Origin of the sequence: Amycolatopsis sp. NPDC049252 (assembly GCF_043197175.1) — a bacterium.
Classification (GTDB): Bacteria; Actinomycetota; Actinomycetes; order Mycobacteriales; family Pseudonocardiaceae; genus Amycolatopsis.
In genome coordinates this window covers 117,015-137,401 of record NZ_JBICSQ010000017.1, presented here as the reverse complement: position 1 = coordinate 137,401, position 20,387 = coordinate 117,015, and the positions used below count along the sequence as shown (strand labels likewise).

Annotated in this window: 16 protein-coding genes; 9 read left to right on the top strand and 7 right to left on the bottom strand. The window is 70.0% G+C overall.

The window, feature by feature from the left end; genetic code table 11:
• Positions 1 to 94 precede the first annotated feature (94 nt).
• The 7 genes from ACGFMK_RS21075 to ACGFMK_RS21045 form a co-directional block, all read right to left on the bottom strand.
• Positions 95 to 556 carry a peroxiredoxin gene (locus ACGFMK_RS21075; protein WP_392765543.1) on the bottom strand — a complete coding sequence of 154 codons (462 nt, stop codon included), beginning with the start codon at positions 554 to 556 and terminating at the stop codon, positions 95 to 97.
• Between the two features lie 70 nt (positions 557 to 626).
• Positions 627 to 2,447, bottom strand: a complete 1,821-nt coding sequence (locus tag ACGFMK_RS21070) for a diguanylate cyclase domain-containing protein (RefSeq protein ID WP_392765557.1) — start codon at positions 2,445 to 2,447, stop codon at positions 627 to 629.
• 237 nt (positions 2,448 to 2,684) lie between these two features.
• Entirely contained in the window at positions 2,685 to 4,145 is a 1,461-nt protein-coding gene (locus ACGFMK_RS21065; RefSeq protein ID WP_392765540.1) for a cytochrome P450, read from the bottom strand.
• Between the two features lie 150 nt (positions 4,146 to 4,295).
• Positions 4,296 to 5,369, bottom strand: a complete 1,074-nt coding sequence (locus ACGFMK_RS21060; protein WP_392765537.1) for a ribonucleotide-diphosphate reductase subunit beta — start codon at positions 5,367 to 5,369, stop codon at positions 4,296 to 4,298.
• Positions 5,370 to 5,382: 13 nt separating this feature from the next.
• Positions 5,383 to 8,334, bottom strand: coding sequence for a ribonucleoside-diphosphate reductase subunit alpha (locus tag ACGFMK_RS21055; protein WP_392765535.1), 2,952 nt, complete (start codon positions 8,332 to 8,334; stop codon positions 5,383 to 5,385).
• A 277-nt stretch (positions 8,335 to 8,611) separates the two neighbouring features.
• Positions 8,612 to 9,211 (bottom strand): acetoacetate decarboxylase family protein, encoded by a 600-nt coding sequence (locus tag ACGFMK_RS21050; RefSeq protein ID WP_392765532.1) that lies wholly within the window; start codon positions 9,209 to 9,211, stop codon positions 8,612 to 8,614.
• Complete coding sequence (locus ACGFMK_RS21045; protein WP_392765529.1) at positions 9,208 to 10,038, bottom strand: enoyl-CoA hydratase-related protein; 831 nt, start codon at positions 10,036 to 10,038, stop codon at positions 9,208 to 9,210. Before ACGFMK_RS21045 ends, ACGFMK_RS21050 begins: the two co-directional genes overlap by 4 nt.
• A gap of 141 nt (positions 10,039 to 10,179) precedes the next feature.
• Here ACGFMK_RS21045 and ACGFMK_RS21040 point away from each other — a divergent pair, with 141 nt between their 5' ends.
• From ACGFMK_RS21040 to ACGFMK_RS21000, 9 genes are read left to right on the top strand one after another with little or no spacing between them, the layout of a single operon-like run.
• Entirely contained in the window at positions 10,180 to 11,004 is an 825-nt protein-coding gene (locus tag ACGFMK_RS21040; RefSeq protein ID WP_392765527.1) for a TIGR03084 family metal-binding protein, read from the top strand.
• Entirely contained in the window at positions 11,001 to 12,698 is a 1,698-nt protein-coding gene (locus tag ACGFMK_RS21035) for an acyclic terpene utilization AtuA family protein (RefSeq protein ID WP_392765524.1), read from the top strand. Before ACGFMK_RS21040 ends, ACGFMK_RS21035 begins: the two co-directional genes overlap by 4 nt.
• Positions 12,695 to 13,843, top strand: a complete 1,149-nt coding sequence (locus tag ACGFMK_RS21030; protein WP_392765521.1) for an acyl-CoA dehydrogenase family protein — start codon at positions 12,695 to 12,697, stop codon at positions 13,841 to 13,843. The genes ACGFMK_RS21035 and ACGFMK_RS21030 overlap by 4 nt, the downstream gene beginning before the upstream one ends.
• Positions 13,840 to 15,438 carry an acyl-CoA carboxylase subunit beta gene (locus tag ACGFMK_RS21025; RefSeq protein ID WP_392765519.1) on the top strand — a complete coding sequence of 533 codons (1,599 nt, stop codon included), beginning with the start codon at positions 13,840 to 13,842 and terminating at the stop codon, positions 15,436 to 15,438. Before ACGFMK_RS21030 ends, ACGFMK_RS21025 begins: the two co-directional genes overlap by 4 nt.
• Positions 15,439 to 15,445: 7 nt before the next feature.
• The gene (locus ACGFMK_RS21020; RefSeq protein ID WP_392765516.1) at positions 15,446 to 17,395 is read left to right on the top strand and encodes an acetyl/propionyl/methylcrotonyl-CoA carboxylase subunit alpha; all 1,950 of its coding nucleotides are present in this window, start codon (positions 15,446 to 15,448) and stop codon (positions 17,393 to 17,395) included.
• Positions 17,392 to 18,558 carry an acyl-CoA dehydrogenase family protein gene (locus tag ACGFMK_RS21015; protein ID WP_392765513.1) on the top strand — a complete coding sequence of 389 codons (1,167 nt, stop codon included), beginning with the start codon at positions 17,392 to 17,394 and terminating at the stop codon, positions 18,556 to 18,558. Before ACGFMK_RS21020 ends, ACGFMK_RS21015 begins: the two co-directional genes overlap by 4 nt.
• A gap of 10 nt (positions 18,559 to 18,568) precedes the next feature.
• A complete protein-coding gene (locus ACGFMK_RS21010; RefSeq protein ID WP_392765511.1) occupies positions 18,569 to 19,402 on the top strand; it encodes an SDR family oxidoreductase in 834 nt (277 codons plus the stop codon).
• Positions 19,399 to 20,010, top strand: a complete 612-nt coding sequence (locus tag ACGFMK_RS21005) for a TetR/AcrR family transcriptional regulator (protein WP_392765509.1) — start codon at positions 19,399 to 19,401, stop codon at positions 20,008 to 20,010. The genes ACGFMK_RS21010 and ACGFMK_RS21005 overlap by 4 nt, the downstream gene beginning before the upstream one ends.
• A 44-nt stretch (positions 20,011 to 20,054) precedes the next feature.
• Positions 20,055 to 20,354, top strand: a complete 300-nt coding sequence (locus ACGFMK_RS21000; RefSeq protein WP_392765554.1) for a hypothetical protein — start codon at positions 20,055 to 20,057, stop codon at positions 20,352 to 20,354.
• The last annotated feature ends 33 nt before the right edge of the window (positions 20,355 to 20,387 follow it).

Genomic DNA, 20,387 nt, shown 5'->3' with positions numbered 1-20,387 from the left:
GCTGATCGGTCAGGACCTCCTCACGCATACCAACATTCTGGAAAGCTCTGCCTGTCAGGCAAGACGACACGCCGACTCATTCTGAACTGCCCCCTTAGGACACCTTGTTGCGCTCCCGCAGGACCTTCAGTGCCTGATCGGCGTGGACCGTGAAGTTCAGCTCGCTCTTGATCTTCTCGAGTACGCGGCGGTCCTCGCCGATCACGAAGGTCGCGCGCTTCGCGTGCAGGGGAAGGAGCTTGCGCCACACGCCGAACTGCTTGGCGACCTCACCCTCCACATCGGACAGCAGCGGGTAGTCGAAGCCGTTGGCCTCGGAGAACTGCCGCTGCTTCGTGACGCCGTCCGGGCTGATCCCGACGCGGTGCGCGCCGACCTCGGCGAACTCCGCGGCCAGGTCGCGGAAGTGGCAGCTCTCCGCCGTGCAGCCGCCGGTCATCGCGGCCGGGTAGAAGAACAGCACCACCGGGCCGGTGGCCAGGAAGTCCGAGAGCGTGCGCTCCTGGCCCTGGTCGTCGGGCAGCGTGAAATCGGGGGCGAGGTCTCCGGCGTCCATGGAGGTCCCTTCTCGTCGGCGGCAGAACCCATCTTGCCGGGTGTTCGGAGCCGCCGGACGACCGGTTTGGTCAAGATCCGCCCGGGTGCCGCGCGATCAGCTCGTCGACCTCGTCGCCGGTGGCCGAGTCGTTCGCGAACGGCCCGCGCGCGGCCACCACGCCGAGCTGGCGCAGCCTCGTCGCCTGCTCGCGGGTGCGGACGCCCTCCGCCCCCACCTTCAGCCGCAGCTCGCGGGCGCGGGTGACCAGCTGGGTCAGGTGCCGGATGTCGGACTCGGCGGGCTCCTCGGCGTCGAGGGCGTCGATCACCGGGCCGGACAGGATCACGTGCCGCACCGGCAGGCCGTGCTGGGGGATCAGCTCCAGGTCCGCCGAGCCGGAGATGGTCAGCACCAGCTGGGTGCCCAGGTCGGCCAGCACGGCGAACGAGTCGAGGACCTCGCCGCGCGGGTCGAGCACCGAGTCGCGGTCGGTGCACAGCCGCAACGCCGTGGCCGGCAGCTCGTGCTTGTCCAGCTGCTCCCGGACCAGCAGCACCAGGTCCGGGTCGATGGCCAGCCGCGTGGGCAGCCGGACGCAGACGTCCGGCGCGGAGTCGCCGAGGCGGGTCCGCCAGCGGGCGGTCGCGGCCAGGGATTCGGCCAGCAGCCAGCGGCCGAGCGGCACGGTCATCCCGGTGGTCTGGGCCAGCGGGTAGAACTCGTCGGAGCCGAGCTCGCCCTTCTCCGGGTGGTTCCAGCGCAGGCCGGCGTTGACCGCGGCGATCGTGCCGGTGTCGGCGAGCTTCACCGTCGGCTGGTAGACCAGGGAGAACTCGCCGTTCTCCAGCGCGCCGGCGATCACCGCGCCCAGCTGGTAGCGGCCGCGGTCGCGGGCGTCCAGCTCGGGGTCGAACAGCATCCACTGCGCCTTGCCGGCCTCCTTGGCCCGGTGCAGCGCGATTTCCGCGGCCCGCAGCAGCTCCGCGGCCCCGCCTTCGACGGCCGCGCGCACCACGATGCCCGCGCTGGCGCTCACGCCGATGCCGTGCCCGCCGAGGTAGATCGGCTCGTTGAGGTCCTCCAGCGCGCGCTCGACCAGCTCGACGACCTCGGCGGCGGACAGGCGCCCGCGCAGCAGCACCGCGAAGCCGTCACCGGACAGCCGCGCGACGAAGCCGTCGTGGTGGCCGGTGAACACGGCCGACAGCTTGCCCGCGACCCCGCGCAGCACCTGGTCGCCGACCCCGGCGCCGAGGCCGTCGTTGACGACCTTGAAGCCGTCGACGTCGAGGTAGATCAGCGCGATGTCGTCGTGGGCGCCGGCGCTGAGCGCCGCTTCGAGCTTGGTGGTGAACGACGAGGCGTTCGGCAGCCCGGTGAGCGGGTCGTGGACGTTCTGGTGCACCAGCCGCTCCTGCAGCAGGTGCAGCTCGTTCGCGTCGGACACCATCAGCACCGGGTACACCGAGCCCGGCCGGTCGCCGGGAAGCCGGGCGAGCGTGACGTCGGTCCAGAGCTGGCCGTCTTCGGCGTGGTCGAGCAGCATCCGCTCCCGGAAGCGCTCGACCCCGGAGCTCACCTGCTCGAGCCCGGCCTTGAGCCGGGAGACGTCGTGGTCGGTCGAGCCGAGCTCGGTGATGTGCCGGCCCCGCAACCGGTCCGGCGGGCAGCCGAGCAGCTGCCCCAGCGCCAGGTTGGCCTCGACGACCTCGCCGTCCGGGTCGGCCAGCGCGATCCCCATCGGCGACGCGGCGTAGAGCGCGCTGAACCGCAGCAGCGCCCCGTCGTGTCCCGAGCTGACGTGGTCGACGGCGTCGGTCGCGACCCCGAGCAAGAGCTGCTCGAGCTCTTCCGGGGGAAGCGTTACTCCTTTGGTGTCAGCGAGGGTCGCCGCCCACCTGCGGGCCACGTCCAGCAACCCTGGCGCGGCACCGGGCTCAGACACTCTCCACCTTCTTCACGCACAGGTCTGGCCAGTTCAGGCGCGGTGCCAGGGATCATGAACCCACACGGGGTATCCCTCGGCAGCGGCCGATGCCACGCCATCACGTGCGTAACGGGGTGTCTACCGGCTGAACGAGTGAACAGACCCCCACGATTGGTGACATCGTGTCACGATGTGTATCGAGCCACGGACGGGTGGCGTTCAGCGGGGCGTCAACCGCACCGGAAGACCGTCCGCCGGCACCGGCAGGGACACGTAGTCCCAGCGCGCGGTGTAACTCTCCGGAACCGACCAGCGGTAGGCGCGCAGCATCTCGTGCATCAGCAACTTCACCTCGAGACCGCCGAAGTGGAGCCCGATGCACTTGTGCGCGCCGCCGCCGAAGGGCATCCACGCCATCCGGTGCGACTTGTCCTCGCGGCGCGGCTCGGCGAAGCGCTCGGGGTCGAAGGTGAACGGGTCCGTCCAGCACTCCGGCGCGAAGTGGTTCACCGTCGGCGAGACGCCGACCAGCGTGCCCGCCGGGATGTAGTGCCCGAGGACCTCGGTGTCCTTGACGGTCTGGCGGGTCAGCGTCGGCACCGGCGCGACCAGCCGCAGCGCCTCCTTCATCACGAGGTCGAGCGTCTCCAGCTTGTCGATGGTGTCGATGTCGAGGACGTCGTCGCCCAGCGCCAGGGACTCCTCGCGCGCCCGCTCCTGCCACTCCGGGTGCTTGGCGAGGTAGTAGGCCATGGCGCTGCTGGTGATGGTCGTGGTGTCGTGCGCGGCCATCATCAGGAAGATCATGTGGTTGACGATGTCGGTGTCGCTGAACCGGTCGCCGTCCTCGGTGGTGGCGTGGCAGAGCGCGGCGAACAGGTCGTCGCCGTCGGCGGCCCGCTTGGCGGGCAGGTTCTCGCCGAAGTAGCGCTCCAGGACCCGCCGTCCGTGCAGCCCGGCCGACCACCGCCCGCCGGGCACCGGGACGCGCACGAGCGCGGTGCCGGCCCGCACGGAGCTGACGAAGGCGCGGTTGATCCGGTGTGCGTCGGCGCCGCTGCGCATGCCCATGAACACGCGCGTCGCGACGTCGAGGGTGAGCTGCTTGAGCGCCCAGTACAGCCGCGGCCGCTCGCTCGCTCCCCAGGTCGCGACACCTTCGCGCAGGGCGGGGCCCATCTCGTTGACGTAGCCGGTGAGGCGGGCGCGGGTGAAGGCCTCCTGCATGATCCGGCGGTGCAGGTGGTGCTCGCCGAAGTCCATCAGCATCAGGCCGCGCTCGAAGAACTTTTCGATGAAGAACTTCCAGCCCTCCTGCGAGAACGCCTTGTCCTTGTTGACGAGCGCGATCTGCGTCGCCTCCGGCCCGGACAGCGCGACGATCCGGCGGCCGAACCCGCTGGTCCACGACACCGGGCCGTAGAGCTCGTAGCGGCGGAGGCCGAAGGCGGGCCCGAAGCGCATCATCTCGAGCATGTGCCCGACGACCGGCGGGCCCTCGTCACCGAGCACGGGCTTGAGGCCGCTGCCGGCGGGCGGGGTCGCGAGCTCCTTGACGGGCCAGCGCGACTGCAGCCACCGCCGGTCGACGCCCGGGGGGAGCGGTAGGGAAGTCAGCGGCGGAACGCGTTCACGCAGTGCTTCGGCGGCCCGGCCCACAGTGCTCGTCAAGGTGACCATCTCCCCGTCGAGATCGGCTATTCCTCCACGATGCACCCTTGTTGACGACCTGACAACAGGTGGGGGTGTCCTCTTTTCGGGTGAGACGTGAAGGCCACCTTGAGGGACTCGGAGTGCCGCAAGGGGGCCTTCACGGATTTGGAGCTGCGGTCAGTCCCAGTCGAGGGCGCCGCCCGACTGGTACTCGATGACGCGGGTCTCGAAGAAGTTCTTCTCCTTCTTCAGGTCCATCGCCTCGGACATCCACGGGAACGGGTTCTCGGTTTCGCCGAAGATCGGCTGGAGGCCGATCTGCTGCGCGCGCCGGTCGGTGATGAAGTGCATGTACTGCTCGCACAGCTGCGCCGACAGGCCGAGCATGCCGCGCGGCATGGTGTCGCGCGCGTACGCGACCTCCAGCTCGCACGCTTCCTTCAGCATCCCGCGCACCTCGGCCTGGAACTCTTCGGTCCACAGGTGCGGGTTCTCGATCTTGATCTGGTTGATGCAGTCGATGCCGAAGTTCAGGTGGATCGACTCGTCGCGCAGGATGTACTGGTACTGCTCGGCGATGCCGACCATCTTGTTGCGGCGGCCGAGGGAGAGGATCTGCGCGAAGCCGGTGTAGAACCACATGCCTTCGAAGATCACGTAGAACGCGACGAGGTCACGCAGGAACGCCGTGTCGGCCTCCGGCGTGCCGGTCTCGAAGTCCGGGTCCTCCAGGTGCTGCGTGTACTTCAGCGCCCACGCGTCCTTGTCCGAAATGGACGGAACCTCGCGGTACATGTTGAACAGCTCGCCCTCGACCAGGCCGAGGCTCTCGCAGATGTACTGGAAGGTGTGCGTGTGCACGGCCTCCTCGAACGCCTGGCGCAGCAGGTACTGGCGGCACTCGGGGTTGGTGATCTGGCGGTACACCGCGAGCACGATGTTGTTGGCCACCAGGGACTCCGCGGTCGCGAAGAAGCCCAGGTTGCGCTTCAGCATCTGCCGCTCGTCCTCGGTGAGGCCGTCCTTCGACTTCCACAGCGCGATGTCGGCCTGCATGGCGACCTCGGTCGGCATCCAGTGGTTGTTGCAGCCGGCCAGGTACTTCTCCCACGCCCAGGTGTACTTCATGGGCAGCAGCTGGTTGACGTCGGCGCGCGCGTTGATCATGCGCTTGTCGTCGACGTTGATCCGGGCGGCGCCGACCTCGATCTCGCCGAGGCCGGTGACGCCGGTCGTCTCCACGTTGGTCATGTTCTCGGGTTCCTTACTGGCAGGCTTCGCAGTCGGGGTCGTCGATCCGGCAGGCGGCGCCTTCGGTGGCGACGAAGTCGACGTCGGTCTTCGGCAGTTCCTTGGACTCCGGCTTCGGCACCGGGGTCACTGGCACGGCCGGGACCGCGGCGGCGGGCGCCGGGGCGGGCGTCGGCGCGGGGGCCGGGGCCGCCGCGGGAGCGGCCGGGGCCGGGGTGGCCGAGACCGCGTTCAGCTTGCCGTCGGTGCCGCGCAGGGTGCTCTTCTCCACGTGCGTCGCGGACTGCGCCCGCAGGTAGTACGTGGTCTTGAGGCCCTTGTGCCACGCGTAGCGGTACAGCTCGTCGAGCTTGCGGCCGCTCGGCGCCGCGATGTAGAGGTTCAGCGACTGCGCCTGGTCGATCCACTTCTGGCGCACCGAACCGGCGTCGACGATCCACTTCGACTCGATCTCGAACGCCGTGGCGTACAGCGCCTTCAGGTCGTCCGGCACGCGGTCGATCTGGCCGAGGCTGCCGTCGAAGTACTTGAGGTCGCTGACCATGACCTCGTCCCACAGGCCGCGGGCCTTGAGGCTCTTGACCAGGTGGGGGTTGACGACGGTGAAGTCGCCGGACATGTTCGACTTGACGAACAGGTTCTGGAACAGCGGCTCGATCGACTGGCCGACCCCCGAGATGTTGGAGATCGTCGCGGTCGGCGCGATCGCCATCACGTTGGAGTTGCGCATGCCGACGGTCTTGACGCGTTCGCGCAGCGGCGCCCAGTCGAGCGTCGTGGAGGTGTCGACGTCGAGGCCGTCACCCTGGCGGGCGTCGATGAGCAGCTGCAGCGAGTCGATCGGCAGGATGCCCTTGCTCCACAGCGACCCCTCGAACGACTGGTACTGCCCGCGCTCCTCGGCGAGGTCGGTCGAGGCCGAGATCGCGTAGTAGGAGAGGTGCTCCATGGAGACGTCGGCGAACTTGACGGCGTCTTCGGAGGCGAACGGCACGCCGATCTCGAACAGCGCGTCCTGGAAGCCCATGATGCCCAGGCCCACCGGACGGTGGCGCAGGTTGGAGCGGCGCGCCTCCGGGATCGTGTAGAAGTTGATGTCGATCACGTTGTCCAGCATGCGGACGGCGGTGCGCACGGTCTTCTCGAGGCGCTTCGTGTCCAGGCCCTCGGGGGTGACGTGCTTGAGCAGGTTGACCGAGCCGAGGTTGCAGACCGCGACCTCTTCGGTGTTGGTGTTCAGCGTGATCTCGGTGCACAGGTTCGACGAGTGCACGACACCGACGTGCTGCTGCGGCGAGCGCAGGTTGCACGGGTCCTTGAACGTGATCCACGGGTGGCCGGTCTCGAACAGCATGGTGAGCATGCGGCGCCACAGCTCCACCGCGCGCACCCGCCGGAACACCTTGATCTCGCCGCGGTCGGCGGCGGCTTCGTACTCGCGGTAGCGCTGCGAGAACGCGTTGCCGTAGAGGTCGTGCAGGTCCGGGGTCTCGTTCGGCGAGAACAGCGTCCACTGCGCGTCGGCCTCGACGCGGCGCAGGAACTCGTCCGGCACCCAGTTGGCCGTGTTCATGTCGTGCGTGCGGCGGCGGTCGTCACCGGTGTTCTTGCGCAGGTCGAGGAACTCCTCGATGTCCACGTGCCAGGTCTCGAGGTACGCGCAGGCCGCGCCCTTGCGCTTGCCGCCCTGGTTGACCGCGACCGCGGTGTCGTTGGCGATCTTGAGGAACGGCACGACACCCTGCGACTGGCCGTTGGTGCCCTTGATGTGCGCGCCGAGGCCGCGGACCGGGGTCCAGTCGTTGCCGAGGCCGCCCGAGTACTTCGCCAGCAGCGCGTTGTTCTTGTACGCCTGGAAGATCGAGTCCAGGTCGTCGTCCACCGTGGTGAGGAAGCAGGACGACAGCTGCGCGCGCGTGGTGCCCGAGTTGAACAGGGTCGGCGTCGAGGCCATGAAGTGGAACGTCGAGAGCAGCTCGTAAAACTCGATCGCGCGGGCTTCGCGGTCGTCCTCGCGGATCGCCAGGCCCATCGCGACGCGCATGAAGAACGCCTGCGGCAGCTCGAAGCGGGTGCCGTCGTGGTGCTGGAAGTACCGGTCGTACAGCGTCTGCAGGCCGAGGAAGCCGAAGTCGAGGTCACGCTCGGCGTGGATGGCCGCGGTGATCTTGTCGAGGTCGAAGGACAGCAGCTCGCCGTCGACCAGCTCCAGCTCGACCGCGCGGCGCAGGTAGCTGCGGAAGTACGCGGGGTACTCGCCGGCCATCTCGTCCTGGCTGGCCAGGCGCGGCTTCTTCGCGAGGTAGCTCAAGGCTTCGCCGCGCAGCTTGTCCAGCAGCAGCCGGGCGCTGACGTAGGAGTAGTTCGGCTCCTGCTCGACCAGCACGCGGGCGGCCATGATCTGGGCCAGGGCGAGCTCGTCGGCGCTGATGCCGTCGTAGAGGTTGCGCTTGGCCTCGGCCAGCACCGGCTCGGCGGTGACGTCCTCGAGCCCGGCGACGGCCTCGCCCACGACGTGGGACACGCGGGCCCAGTCGAGCGGGCGCAGGACGCCGTCGACGCCCTTGACGCTGAGCGCGACCTCGGTGGTGGCGGGCTTGGCGGCCTCGCGGGCCTTCATGCGCTCGTCGCGGTAGAGGACGTAGGCGCGGGCGACCTTGTGGTGCTCGCCGCGCATCAGCGCGAGCTCGACGATGTCCTGGATCTGCTCGATGTGCAGCGCGGTCTCGGGGCCGGCGTGGCGCAGCAGGGTGGTCTCCACCTGCTCGGTGAGCTCGGCGACGACGTGGTGGACGCGGGAGGACGCGGCGGCGTCGCCGCCCTCGACCGCGAGGAACGCCTTCGTCAGCGCGACCGAGATCTTCCCGGCGTCGAACGGCGACACGCTGCCGTCCCGCCGGATGACCCGGATCGCGGTGGGTGTGTCGGGCGCGGCGGGCGGCCGCTGACCGGTTTCGACTGACATGCGTGTCTCCAAAATTGGACGCGTTGGATCGCCACACGGCCGTACAAGGCCGTGCGCTGCAGGTTCTTCAAAGCTGCCCGGCAGTTCTCTGCAGCGGTCTCCCCGTCGCTGGGCCCTGCCGGTCATCAGAGACTACATGTAGGGGTGATCGCCCGCGCGGGACCCAAGGGGTGGCGTGTCGCGCTCTCACCCTGGCGGGTTACGCGATCACCCAGAGGTGCTGTTCAAGCCGCGAGACCGGCTTTCAGAGGGTAGTTTTCCAGACCGCGCGGACCGCTCAGGCGCCGAAGCGCAGCTGGGACGCGGGTAGTTCGAGGCTCGTCACCGGGTGCCGGCCGTCCAGGTAGCCCAGCGGGCCGCGGGGGTTGAAGCTCCAGTCCGCCGACGCCGGCCGCGGGCTGATCTTCGCGCCCACCGGGGTCCGCAGGAGGCCGTCGCGTTCCTGAACCACGTCGAACGACGTCGGGAGGCGGACCGGCAGCCCGGCCCGGCGCCGGAACGCCGCCGTCGCGATCCAGTCGGCCGCGGTGGCCGCGGTCGCCGTGAAGGTGCGGCCGCCGGTGAAGTCGAGCGTCGCCAGGTCCTTCGGGATCGCCCACAGCTCGCGGCCGCCGGCCAGGGAGGCCGCGCTGTCGACCCAGATCTCGGTGATCGAGCACGACACCCGGCGGCCCTTGACCGCCACGGCCGCCAGCAGCTCGTGGTAGGCGAGCTGGCCGGGCGGGGTGTAGTCGATCCACGCCGTGAACACCGAGGCGTGCCCGGCGATCACCAGCGGCTCGGCGGCGACCGCGGGCAGGTCGGCGGCCGGGACGCGCCAGACCGACACGCGCGCGTCCGCGACGAGGTTCCAGGGCTGCGGCGGGTAGGCGGTCATGCGTCCAGCCAGGGGAGGTAGTCGGGCAGGTCCTTGTCGACGCGCATGCGGAACGACGGTGGCCGTTTCTGCAGGAACGACATGACCCCCTCGACGGCGTCCGGGTTGCTGCCCAGGCCGCCGATCAGGCGCGAGTCGAGTTCGTGCACCGGGAACGGCGAATCGGCGCTCGCCATCCGGTAGAGGAGCTGGCGGGTGACCGCGACGGACACCGGCGCGGTGTTCGCGATGAGTTCGCGGGCCAGCTTGTAGGCCTCGTCGAGCACGGTTCCGGTGGGGAAAACCTTGTGCACCAGGCCCTTTTCGAGGGCTTCCGCCGAGGGGAAGACGCGGCCGCTGATCATCCAGTCGAGCGCGGTGCCCATCCCGACGAGCCGCGGCAGGAACCATGTCGACGCGCCTTCGGGGTAGATGCCGCGACGGGTGAAGACGAAGCCGAAGCGCGAGTCCTCCGAGGCGAGCCGGTAGTCGCAGGGGAGCGTGATGGTGCTGCCGGCACCGACGGCCGCGCCGTGCAGGGCGGCGATCACCGGCTTGTTCATCGTGAAGATCCGCTTCGAGCAGCGGCCGGCGGGTTCCTGCCAGGCCGCGTCCGGGCCGGTCGCCGGATCGAAGTCGAACCCGCCCTGTGACAGGTCGGCGCCGACGCAGAAGTCCTGGCCCGCGCCGGTCAGCACCACCACGCGGACGTCCTCGTCCCGGTCGGCGCGGTCCATCGCCTCGCCGAGCTCGTCGGCCATCCGGATCGTGTAGCCGTTGCGCGCCTCGGGGCGGTTCAGCGTCACCGTGGCGATCCGGTCCGCGACGGCGTAGGTGGTCTCGGCCATGGCGATGAAACTAAGGCAGACCGGCACTACTGGCAAGATGTCAATAGTGTGTCCGCAGCGTCCGGGGCGAAACAATCAGGCGTGCTTGATTTTTCCGGGGGCCGGTGCCACGCTGGGCCCCCAGTACGCAAGGAGGCGGCGATGGCGGACCTCGGCGTGATCCTCGGGGATCTCGACGCGGAATCACGGACACTCGACGACGTGGTGGCGGACCTGCCCGCGTCCGACTGGGCGCTGGAAACACCGGCGGCTCGGTGGACGATCGCGCACCAGATCGCTCATCTGACCTGGACCGATGAGAAGGCCCTGATCTCCGCGGCCCACCCGGAGGACTGGCAGGCCGAGGTCGAAAGCCTGCTCACCGCCGGCGAGCACTACGTCGACGAAGCCGCGGCCGAAGGCGCCGAGCTGCCCCCCGCGGAGCTGCTCGAACGCTGGCGCGCCGGGCGGGCGCGGCTGGCCGAGGCCCTGGCCGCGGTGCCGGACGGGCAGAAGCTGCCCTGGTACGGCCCGCCGATGAGCGCGGCCTCCATGGTCACCGCCCGCCTGATGGAGACCTGGGCGCACGGCCAGGACGTCTACGACGCACTGGGCCTGCGCCGCGAGCCCACCGCGCGGCTCTGGCACATCGCGCGCTTCGGCACGCGGACCCGCGACTTCGCCTACCTGCTCAACTCCCTCGCGCCGCCGGCCGAGGAGTTCCGCGTCGAGCTGGCCGCACCCGACGGCACCACCTGGACGTTCGGGCCCGAGGAGGCCGAGCAGAAGCTCACCGGCAGCGCCGTGGACTTCTGCCTGGTCGTCACCCAGCGGCGGCACCCGGCCGACACCGACCTCGTGGCGCAGGGCCCCGACGTCGAGGAGTGGCTGACCGTCGCCCAGGCCTTCGCCGGACCTCCGGGGTCCGGGCGGGAAGCGGGGCAGTTCGCCCCGCCGACGGACTCTTTCCCCCGGAGGCGGCAATGACAGAGACGGCCTTGCGGATCGGCAACGCGTCCGGGTTCTACGGCGACCGCTTTTCCGCCGTGCGCGAGATGCTCACCGGCGGCCCGCTCGATGTCCTCACCGGTGACTACCTGGCCGAGCTGACCATGCTCATCCTCGGCCGCGACCGGCTGAAGGACCCGGACCGCGGGTACGCGAAGACGTTTCTCCGCCAGATGGAGGAGAACCTCGAGCTGGCGAAGGAAAACGGCGTCAAGATCGTGGCGAACGCGGGCGGGCTCAACCCGGCCGGGCTGGCCGGCGCGCTGCGGGACCTGGCCGACAAGCTCGGCCTCGACGTCAAGATCGCGCACGTCGAAGGCGACGACCTGGTGGCCCGCGCCGAGGAGCTGGATCTCGGGAAACCGTTGACCGCCAACGCCTATCTCGGCGCGTGGGGCATCGCGGAGTGCCTGAACGCGGGCGCCGACGTCGTCGTCACCGGGCGCGTCACCGACGCCTCGGTGATCGTCGGCCCGGCCGCCGCGCACTTCGGCTGGGCCCGCGACGACTACGACGCGCTCGCCGGCGCCGTCGCGGCCGGGCACGTCATCGAGTGCGGCGCGCAGGCCACCGGCGGGAACTACGCCTTCTTCACCGAGCACGACCTGGGCCTGCCCGGCTTCCCGATCGCCGAGATCGAGGCCGACGGCTCCAGCGTGATCACCAAGCACCCGGGCACCGGGGGCGTGGTGACCACCGGCACGGTCACCGCCCAGCTGCTCTACGAAATCACCGGCGCGCGCTACGCCGGGCCGGACGTCACCACGCGGTTCGACACGCTCTCGCTGAGCCAGGACGGACCGGACCGCGTGCGGATCTCGGGCGTCCGCGGCGAGGCTCCGCCGCCGACGCTCAAGGTCGCGCTCAACAAGCTCGGCGGGTTCCGCAACGAGACGACGTTCGTCCTCACCGGACTCGACATCGAGGCGAAAGCCGCGCTGGTGAAGGACCAACTCGAAGGCGCGCTGAAGCACCGGCCGCCCGCCGACGTCACGTGGACGCTGGCCCGGACCGATCACGTCGACGCCGACACCGAGCAGACCGCGAGCGCCCTGCTGCACGTCGCGGTCAAGGACGCCGACCCGAAGGTCGCCGGACGCGCTTTCACCGGCGCCGCCGTGGAACTCGCGCTGGCCAGCTACCCCGGCTTCCACGTGACGGCCCCGCCTTCGGACGCCTCGCCGTACGGCGTCTACACCGCGGCCTATGTGGACGCCGGGAAGGTGCCGCACGTCGCCGTGCTGCCGGACGGGATGCGGGTCGACATAGCGCCATCGGCGTCCACTCAGGACTTGTCCGATGTGGACGAGCCCGCACTGCCGGAACCGCTGGACCACGGCCCGGTGCGGCGGGCGCCGCTCGGGCGGGTCGTCGGCGCGCGCAGCGGTGACAAGGGCGGCAACGCCAACCTGGGCGTCTGGGTGCGGTCGGAAGAGGCCTGGCGGTGGCTCGTGCACCGGCTGACCGTCGCCGAGTTCAAGCTGCTGCTGCCGGAGACCGCGGACCTGCCGGTGACGCGCCACCTGCTGCCGAACCTGTGGGCGGTGAACTTCGTCGTCGAGGGCATCCTCGGGGAAGGCGTCGCCGCGCAGGCGCGGTTCGACCCGCAGGCCAAGGCCTTCGGCGAATGGCTGCGGTCCCGCGAAATCGACATCCCCGAGGTGCTCCTGTGACCGATCCTTTTCGGACGCCCGAGCGGGCCGAACTCCGCAAGACCGTGCGCCGGTTCGTCGAGCAGGAGGTCCTGCCGCACCTCGACGACTGGGAACGCGCCGGCGAGCTGCCGCGCGACCTGCACCGCAAGGCCGGCGACCTGGGACTGCTCGGCGTCGCGTTCCCCGAGGAGGTCGGCGGGGGCGACGGGAACTACCTCGACGCGCTCGTCGTCGCCGAGGAGATGCACTACGCCGGCGGCTCCGGCGGGCTGTTCGCGTCGCTGTTCACCTGCGGCATCGCCGTCCCGCACATCGCCGAGGCCGCCGACCCCGTGCAGATCGAGCGCTGGGTGCGCCCGACGCTGGCCGGGGACAAGATCGGCTCGCTGGCCGTCACCGAGCCGGACGGCGGCTCCGACGTCGCCGGGATCCGGACCACCGCGGTCCGCGAGGGCGACGAATACGTCATCAACGGCGCCAAGACGTACATCACCTCCGGCTGCCGCGCGGATTTCGTGACGACTGTCGTGCGCACGGGCGGCGAGGGCGCCCACGGGTTGTCCTTGATCGTCGTCGAGCGTGGCACGCCCGGGTTCACCGTCTCCCGCAAGCTCGAGAAGATGGGCTGGCTCTGCTCCGACACCGCCGAACTGTCCTACGTGGACGTCCGGGTGCCGGTCGAGAACCTCGTCGGCGCCGAGAACAGCGGGTTCGCGCAGGTCGCCACCCAGTTCGTCACCGAACGGCTTTCCCTGGCCGTGCAGGCGTACGCACACGCCCAGCGCGCGCTCGACCTGACGCTGGACTGGTGCCGCCTGCGCGAGACGTTCGGCCGTCCGCTGATCTCGCGGCAGCTCGTGCAGCACAAGGTGGCCGAGATGGCCCGTCGCGTGGACGTCGCGAGGACCTACGCCCGGCAGGCCGCGATCCGGCACGTGTCGGGCGAGGAGGTCATCGCCGAAGCCTGTTTCGCCAAGAACACCGCCGTGGAGGCCGCCGAATGGGTGGTCAACGAGGCCGTCCAGCTGCACGGCGGGCTCGGGTACATGCGCGAGGCCGAGGTGGAGCGCCACTACCGCGACGTCCGGATCCTCGGCATCGGCGGCGGTACCAACGAGATCCTCACCGGCCTGGCCGCGAAGCGATTGGGATACACCTCATGACGACCCTGAGGTCCACTGTGGACACGCGGGCCGCCGAGTTCGGCGCCAACCGCGAGGCGATGCTGGAAAAGCTCGCCGAGATCGACACCGAACAGGCCAAGGCCGTCGCCGGCGGCGGCGAGAAGTACGTCGAGCGGCACCGCAAGCGCGGCAAGCTCCTCGCCCGCGAGCGGATCGAGCTGCTGCTCGACGAGGACTCGCCGTTCCTGGAGCTTTCGCCGCTGGCCGCCTGGGGCACCGACTACCGTGTCGGCGCCAGCCTCGTGACCGGCATCGGGGTCGTCGAAGGCGTCGAGTGCCTGATCTCGGCCAGCGACCCGACGGTCAAGGGTGGCGCGAGTAACCCGTGGACGACCAAGAAGAGTTTCCGGGCGGCGGACATCGCCGCGCAGAACCGGCTGCCGTCGATCAACCTCGTCGAGTCCGGTGGTGCGGACCTGCCCACGCAGAAGGAGATCTTCATCCCCGGCGGCCGGATCTTCCGCGACATCACGCGGGCGTCCGCCGCGGGCTGCCCGACGGTCGCGCTGGTGTTCGGCAACTCGACCGCCGGCGGCGCGTACCTGCCGGGCATGTCGGACTACGTCGTGATGGTCAAGGAACGCGCGAAGGTGTTCCTCGGCGGGCCGCCGCTGGTCAAGATGGCCACCGGTGAGGAGTCCGACGACGAGTCGCTCGGCGGCGCCGAGATGCACGCGCGGACCTCGGGCCTGGCCGACTACCTGGCCGTCGACGAACAGGACGCGATCCGCCTGGGCCGCAACATCATCAAGCGGCTCAACTGGACCAAGCAGGGGCCGACGCCGAAACCGGACTACGCCGAGCCGCTGTACGACACCGAGGACCTGCTCGGCATCGTGCCGACCGACCTCAAGGTGCCGTTCGACCCGCGCGAGGTGATCGCCCGCGTCGTCGACGGCTCCGACTTCGACGAGTTCAAGCCGCTGTACGGCTCTTCGCTCGTGACGGGCTGGGCGAGCATCCACGGCTACCCGGTCGGCGTGCTGGCCAACGCGCAGGGTGTGCTGTTCGGCGAGGAGTCGCAGAAGGCCGCGCAGTTCATCCAGCTGGCCAACCAGATCCACACGCCGCTGGTGTTCCTGCACAACACGACCGGCTACATGGTCGGCAAGGAGTACGAGCAGAGCGGCATCATCAAGCACGGCGCGATGATGATCAACGCCGTGTCGAACTCGAAGGTGCCGCACCTGTCCGTCCTCATGGGAGCGTCCTACGGCGCCGGGCACTACGGCATGTGCGGCCGCGCTTACGACCCCCGGTTCCTGTTCGCCTGGCCGAGTGCGAAGTCCGCGGTGATGGGCCCGGCGCAGCTGGCCGGGGTGCTGTCCATCGTGGCCCGCGCGGCCGCCGAGAGCCGCGGCCAGGAGTACAACGAGGAGCACGACAAGGCCATGCGCGCCATGGTGGAAGGCCAGATCGAAGCCGAGTCGATGCCGATGTTCCTCTCCGGCATGCTCTACGACGACGGCATCATCGACCCGCGCGACACCCGCACCGTGCTGGGGCTGAGCCTGTCCGCGATCCACAATGGACCAGTGAAGGGCGCCGAGGGCTTCGGCGTCTTCCGGATGTGAGTGAGCGATGATCCAGAACCTGCTGGTCGCCAACCGCGGCGAGATCGCCCGCCGCGTCTTCTCGAGCTGCCGCGACGCCGGGATCGGCACGGTCGCCGTGTTCTCCGACGCCGACGCCGCCGCGCCCCACGTACGGGAAGCCGACGCGGCCGTCCGGCTGCCCGGCAACGCGCCGTCCGAGACGTACCTGCGTGCCGAACTGCTGGTCAAGGCCGCCGCGGACACCGGCGCCGACGCCGTCCACCCCGGTTACGGCTTCCTGTCCGAGAACGCCGCGTTCGCCCGCGCCGTCCTCGACGCCGGGCTGACCTGGGTCGGGCCGCCGCCGGAGGCCATCGAGACGATGGGCTCCAAAGTGGAGTCCAAGCGGTTGATGGCTGCCGCGGGCGTGCCCGTACTGTCCGAACTGGACCCGGCTTCGGTGACCTCCGACGATTTGCCGTTGCTGGTCAAGGCGTCCGCCGGGGGTGGTGGACGCGGGATGCGCGTGGTCCGCTCCCCCGACGAGCTGGCCGAGGCCGTGGAAGGCGCCAGCGCGGAGGCCGCGTCCGCGTTCGGCGACCCGACGGTGTTCTGCGAGCGGTACCTGGAGACCGGGCGCCACATCGAGGTCCAGGTGCTCGCGGACAAGCACGGCACGGTGTGGGCGGTGGGGGAGCGGGAGTGCTCCATCCAGCGCCGGCACCAGAAGGTCGTCGAGGAGGCGCCGTCGCCGTTCGTCGACGAAGCAATGCGCGAGGAGCTGTTCGACGCCGCGCGCAAGGCCGCCCAGGCGATCGACTACGTCGGCGCGGGCACGGTCGAGTTCCTCGCCGGGCCCGACGGCCGGTTCTACTTCCTCGAGATGAACACCCGGCTGCAGGTCGAGCACCCGGTGACCGAGAACGTCACCGGGCTGGACCTGGTGGCGCTGCAGCTACGCGTCGCCGACGGGGAACGGCTGCCCGCCGACCCGCCGCCGACCGCCGGGCACTCCATCGAGGTCCGGCTCTACGCCGAGGACCCGGCCGCGAACTGGCAGCCGCAGAGCGGCACGCTGCACACCTTCGAGGTGCCTGACGTCGACCGGTCCTTCACTCACGGCCCCGGGCTGCGGCTCGACTCCGGCTTCGAAACCGGTTCGGTCGTCGGGGTGCACTACGACCCGATGCTGGCCAAGGTGATCACCTGGGCGCCGACCCGCGCCGAGGCCGCGCGACGGCTCGCCAAGGCCCTGGCCGCGTCGAAGATCCACGGCGTCGTCACCAACCGCGACCTGCTGGTGAACATCCTCCGCCACGAGGCGTTCCTGGCCGGTGAGACGGACACGGCGTTCTTCGACCGCCACGGTCTCGACACGCTGGCCGCGCCTCTGGCCACTGTGGACACCGAGCGTAGTTCCGCGCTGGCCGCGGCGCTGGCCGAAGCCGCGACGAACCGGGCGTCGGCGACGACGCAGCGACGGCTGCCCAGTGGCTGGCGCAACGTCCGTTCGTCGGGGCAGCGCAAGGTCTTTTCGGTCGGCGATCGCGAGTACGAGATCGTCTACTCGCTGACCCGGGACGGCCTGAAAGCCGAGGGGTACGAGGCTGAGCTGGTGACCGCCGAGCCCGGCCGGGTCGTCCTGGACGTCGCGGGCGTGCGGCGCACCTTCGACGTCGCGCGCCATGATGGCGTGTCCTATGTGGACTCCGCGCTCGGTTCGGTGGCTTTGACGGCGGCGCCGCGGTTCGCCGACCCGGACGCCGCGCTGGCCGCGGGGTCGCTGGTCGCGCCGATGCCGGGCACCGTCGTCCGGCTGGCCGTGCAGGCCGGTGATCCGGTCAAGGCCGGCGATCCGCTGCTGTGGCTCGAAGCGATGAAGATGGAACACCGGATCGCGGCGCCCGCGGACGGCGTGGTGACCGAGCTGCCGGTGACCGTCGGGCAGCAGGTCGAAGTCGGCACAATTCTGGCTGTGGTGGGAGAAGAAGAATGAACGCCATGAACTTCATCGAGCCGGAGGAGCGGATCGCGCTCCGCAAGGCCGTCGCCGAGCTCGGCACCAAGTACGGGCACGAGTACTACGCCAAGAAGGCGCGCGCGGACGAGAAGACCCACGAGCTGTGGGACGAAGCCGGCCGCCTGGGCTACCTCGGGGTCAACATCCCCGAGGAGTACGGCGGCGGGGGCGCGGGCATCGCCGATCTCGCCGCGGTGCTCGAAGAGCTGGCCGCCGCCGGTTCGCCGCTGCTGCTCATGGTCGTCTCGCCGGCGATCTGCGGCACGGTGATCTCCCGGTTCGGCACCGAAGAACAGAAGAAGCAGTGGCTGCCGGGCATCGCCGACGGCAGCAAGCGGATGGTCTTCGCCATCACCGAGCCGGACGCCGGGTCGAACTCGCACAAGATCACCACCACCGCCAAGCGCGACGGCGACGGCTGGGTCCTCAGTGGACGCAAGGTGTACATCTCCGGCGTCGACGAGGCCGACGCCGTGCTCGTCGTCGGCCGCATGGAGGACTCCAGGACCGGCAAGCTCAAGCCCGCGCTGTTCATCCTGCCGACGGGCACCGCCGGGTTCGAGTACACCAAGATCCCGATGGACATCGTCTCGCCGGAGAACCAGTTTTCGCTGTTCCTCGACGACGTCAAGCTCCCGGCCGAGGCGCTCGTCGGCGAGGAGGACGCGGCGATCGCGCAGCTGTTCGCCGGCCTCAACCCGGAACGCATCATGGGCGCGTCGTTCTCCCTCGGCATCGCCCGCTACGCGCTTTCCAAGGCCGTCTCCTACGCCAACCAGCGCCAGGTCTGGGGTACGCCGATCGGCGCCCACCAGGGCCTCGCGCACCCGCTGGCCGAGATCAAGGTCGAGCTGGAACTGGCCAAGCTGATGACCCAGAAGGCCGCCTCGCTCTACGACTCGGGTGACGACTTCGGGGCGGGGGAGTCGGCCAACATGGCCAAGTACGCCGCCGCCGAGGTCGCGATCCGCGCCACCGACCAGGCCGTGCAGACCCACGGCGGCAACGGCCTGGCCACCGAGTACGGCCTCGGCACGCTGGTCACGGCCGTGCGGCTCGGCCGGATCGCCCCGGTCAGCCGCGAGATGGTGCTCAACTTCGTCGGCCAGCACAGCCTCGGCCTGCCCAAGTCCTACTAGGAGAGTCGTCATGTCTACTTTGGACGGCAAGACCATCATCATGTCCGGCGGCAGCCGCGGCATCGGTGAGGCGATCGCGCTCCGGGCGGCCAAGGACGGCGCTAACGTCGCGCTGCTGGCCAAGACCGCCGAACCGCACCCGAAGCTGCCCGGCACGATCTACACCGCCGCGGAAGCGATCGAGAAGGCGGGCGGCCACGCCTTGCCGATCCTCGGCGACGTCCGCGACGACGACGGGGTCGCGGCGGCCGTGGCGAAGACCGTCGAGCAGTTCGGCGGCATCGACATCGTCGTGAACAACGCCAGCGCGATCGACCTGACACCGACCGAGCAGGTCAGCATGAAGCGCTACGACCTGATGCAGGACATCAACGCACGCGGCACGTTCCTGCTGTCCAAACTGGCCATCCCGCACCTGCGGCAGGGGATGAACCCGCACATCCTGACGCTCTCGCCGCCGATCAGCCTCGACGAGAAGTGGTTCACCGCCGGGCACCTCGCCTACAGCATCGCCAAGTACTCGATGAGCCTGGTGACCGTCGGGCTCGCGGCCGAACTCAAGAAGGACGGCGTCGCGGTCAACTCGCTGTGGCCGCGCACCACGATCGACACCGCGGCCATCCGCAACGTCGTCGGCGCCGAGCTGGCCGACCGCAGCCGGACACCGGAGATCATGGCCGACGCCGCCTACGTGATCCTCACCAGGCCGAGCCGCGAGGCGACCGGGAACTTCTTCCTCGACGACGAGGTCCTGCGGGCCGCCGGCGTCACCGACTTCGCGAAGTACCGCATCGGGGGTTCGGAGGAGGACCTCCAGCTCGACTTCTGGGTCGACCCGGCTTGACCGGCGTCCGCGAACCCCAGCAGGAGCGCAGCCGCACCACGCGGCGGCGGTTGATCGAGGCCGCGCTCGACAGCTTCGGCGAGCACGGCTGGCACGGGGTCACGGTCGCCGTGATCGCCGAACGCGCGGGTGTCTCCCGGGGCGCCGCGCAGCACCACTTCCCGACGCGGGAGACGCTCGTCGCGGCGGCGGTCGACCTTCTGGGCGAGGCGCAGATCGACGAGCTGCGCGCCCGGGCGGCCGACCTGCCGAGCGGGTCGTCGCGCATCGAGCGCGTCGTCGAGATGGTGCTGAACCTGTACACCGGGCCGCTGTTCCGGGCCGCGTTGCAGCTCTGGGCGGTCGCGGCGACCGACGAGGCCCTGCGGGACGTGCTGGTGCCGCTGGAGGCCCGGGTCGGCCGGGAAGCCCATCGGGTGACCGTCGAACTGCTGGACGTCGACGAGACCCGGACCGGGGTCCGTGAGCTGGTCCAGGCCACTCTCGATCTTGCCCGCGGCCTGGGCCTGGCGAACCTGCTGACCGACGACACGCGGCGCCGTCGCCAGATCGTGCGTGAGTGGGCCCAGACTCTGGAACTCCGACTGGCTGGAACCTCCGAGCTCTAGTAAACGTCCTAGTGCCGTAGCTAACACAATTGGCCCAATGGACGATGACTCGTAGTAGTAGGTTCACGGAGCAGAAAGGCAGTCCGGTGTCCGGTTCAGGAGTCGAGCTCACCCACCGCGCGATGGCGATGCTGAGGGCGGTGGCAGCCGGACGCGCTGAGATGTCGTGCAGCTGCGAACCCGACCTCTTCGTCGACGGATTCGCTTGTTGCGATCAGATGACGGCACACGCCCTGGCCCACGGCGGCTACGTGCGCCCCGCCGCCGACGGTGCCGTCGGCCGCGTCCCCGCCGAGCTGACCGAAGCCGGTCGCGCCGCGCTGGAGATCACGCTCGCCGCCTGAGCCCGCGCGGACGATCACGCAGCGTCGTGGCGT

Excerpts from the sequence above, each read along its gene's own strand:
- ACGFMK_RS21075 (WP_392765543.1), bottom strand. The coding sequence starts at position 556 with ATGGACGCCGGAGACCTCGCCCCCGATTTCACGCTGCCCGACGACCAG.
- ACGFMK_RS21055 (WP_392765535.1), bottom strand. The coding sequence starts at position 8,334 with ATGTCAGTCGAAACCGGTCAGCGGCCGCCCGCCGCGCCCGACACACCC.
- ACGFMK_RS21035 (WP_392765524.1), top strand. The coding sequence starts at position 11,001 with ATGACAGAGACGGCCTTGCGGATCGGCAACGCGTCCGGGTTCTACGGC.
- ACGFMK_RS21045 (WP_392765529.1), bottom strand. The coding sequence starts at position 10,038 with ATGGCCGAGACCACCTACGCCGTCGCGGACCGGATCGCCACGGTGACG.
- ACGFMK_RS21025 (WP_392765519.1), top strand. The coding sequence starts at position 13,840 with ATGACGACCCTGAGGTCCACTGTGGACACGCGGGCCGCCGAGTTCGGC.
- ACGFMK_RS21000 (WP_392765554.1), top strand. The coding sequence starts at position 20,055 with ATGACTCGTAGTAGTAGGTTCACGGAGCAGAAAGGCAGTCCGGTGTCC.
- ACGFMK_RS21060 (WP_392765537.1), bottom strand. The coding sequence starts at position 5,369 with ATGACCAACGTGGAGACGACCGGCGTCACCGGCCTCGGCGAGATCGAG.
- ACGFMK_RS21040 (WP_392765527.1), top strand. The coding sequence starts at position 10,180 with ATGGCGGACCTCGGCGTGATCCTCGGGGATCTCGACGCGGAATCACGG.
- ACGFMK_RS21010 (WP_392765511.1), top strand. The coding sequence starts at position 18,569 with ATGTCTACTTTGGACGGCAAGACCATCATCATGTCCGGCGGCAGCCGC.
- ACGFMK_RS21050 (WP_392765532.1), bottom strand. The coding sequence starts at position 9,211 with ATGACCGCCTACCCGCCGCAGCCCTGGAACCTCGTCGCGGACGCGCGC.
- ACGFMK_RS21015 (WP_392765513.1), top strand. The coding sequence starts at position 17,392 with ATGAACGCCATGAACTTCATCGAGCCGGAGGAGCGGATCGCGCTCCGC.
- ACGFMK_RS21020 (WP_392765516.1), top strand. The coding sequence starts at position 15,446 with ATGATCCAGAACCTGCTGGTCGCCAACCGCGGCGAGATCGCCCGCCGC.
- ACGFMK_RS21065 (WP_392765540.1), bottom strand. The coding sequence starts at position 4,145 with ATGGTCACCTTGACGAGCACTGTGGGCCGGGCCGCCGAAGCACTGCGT.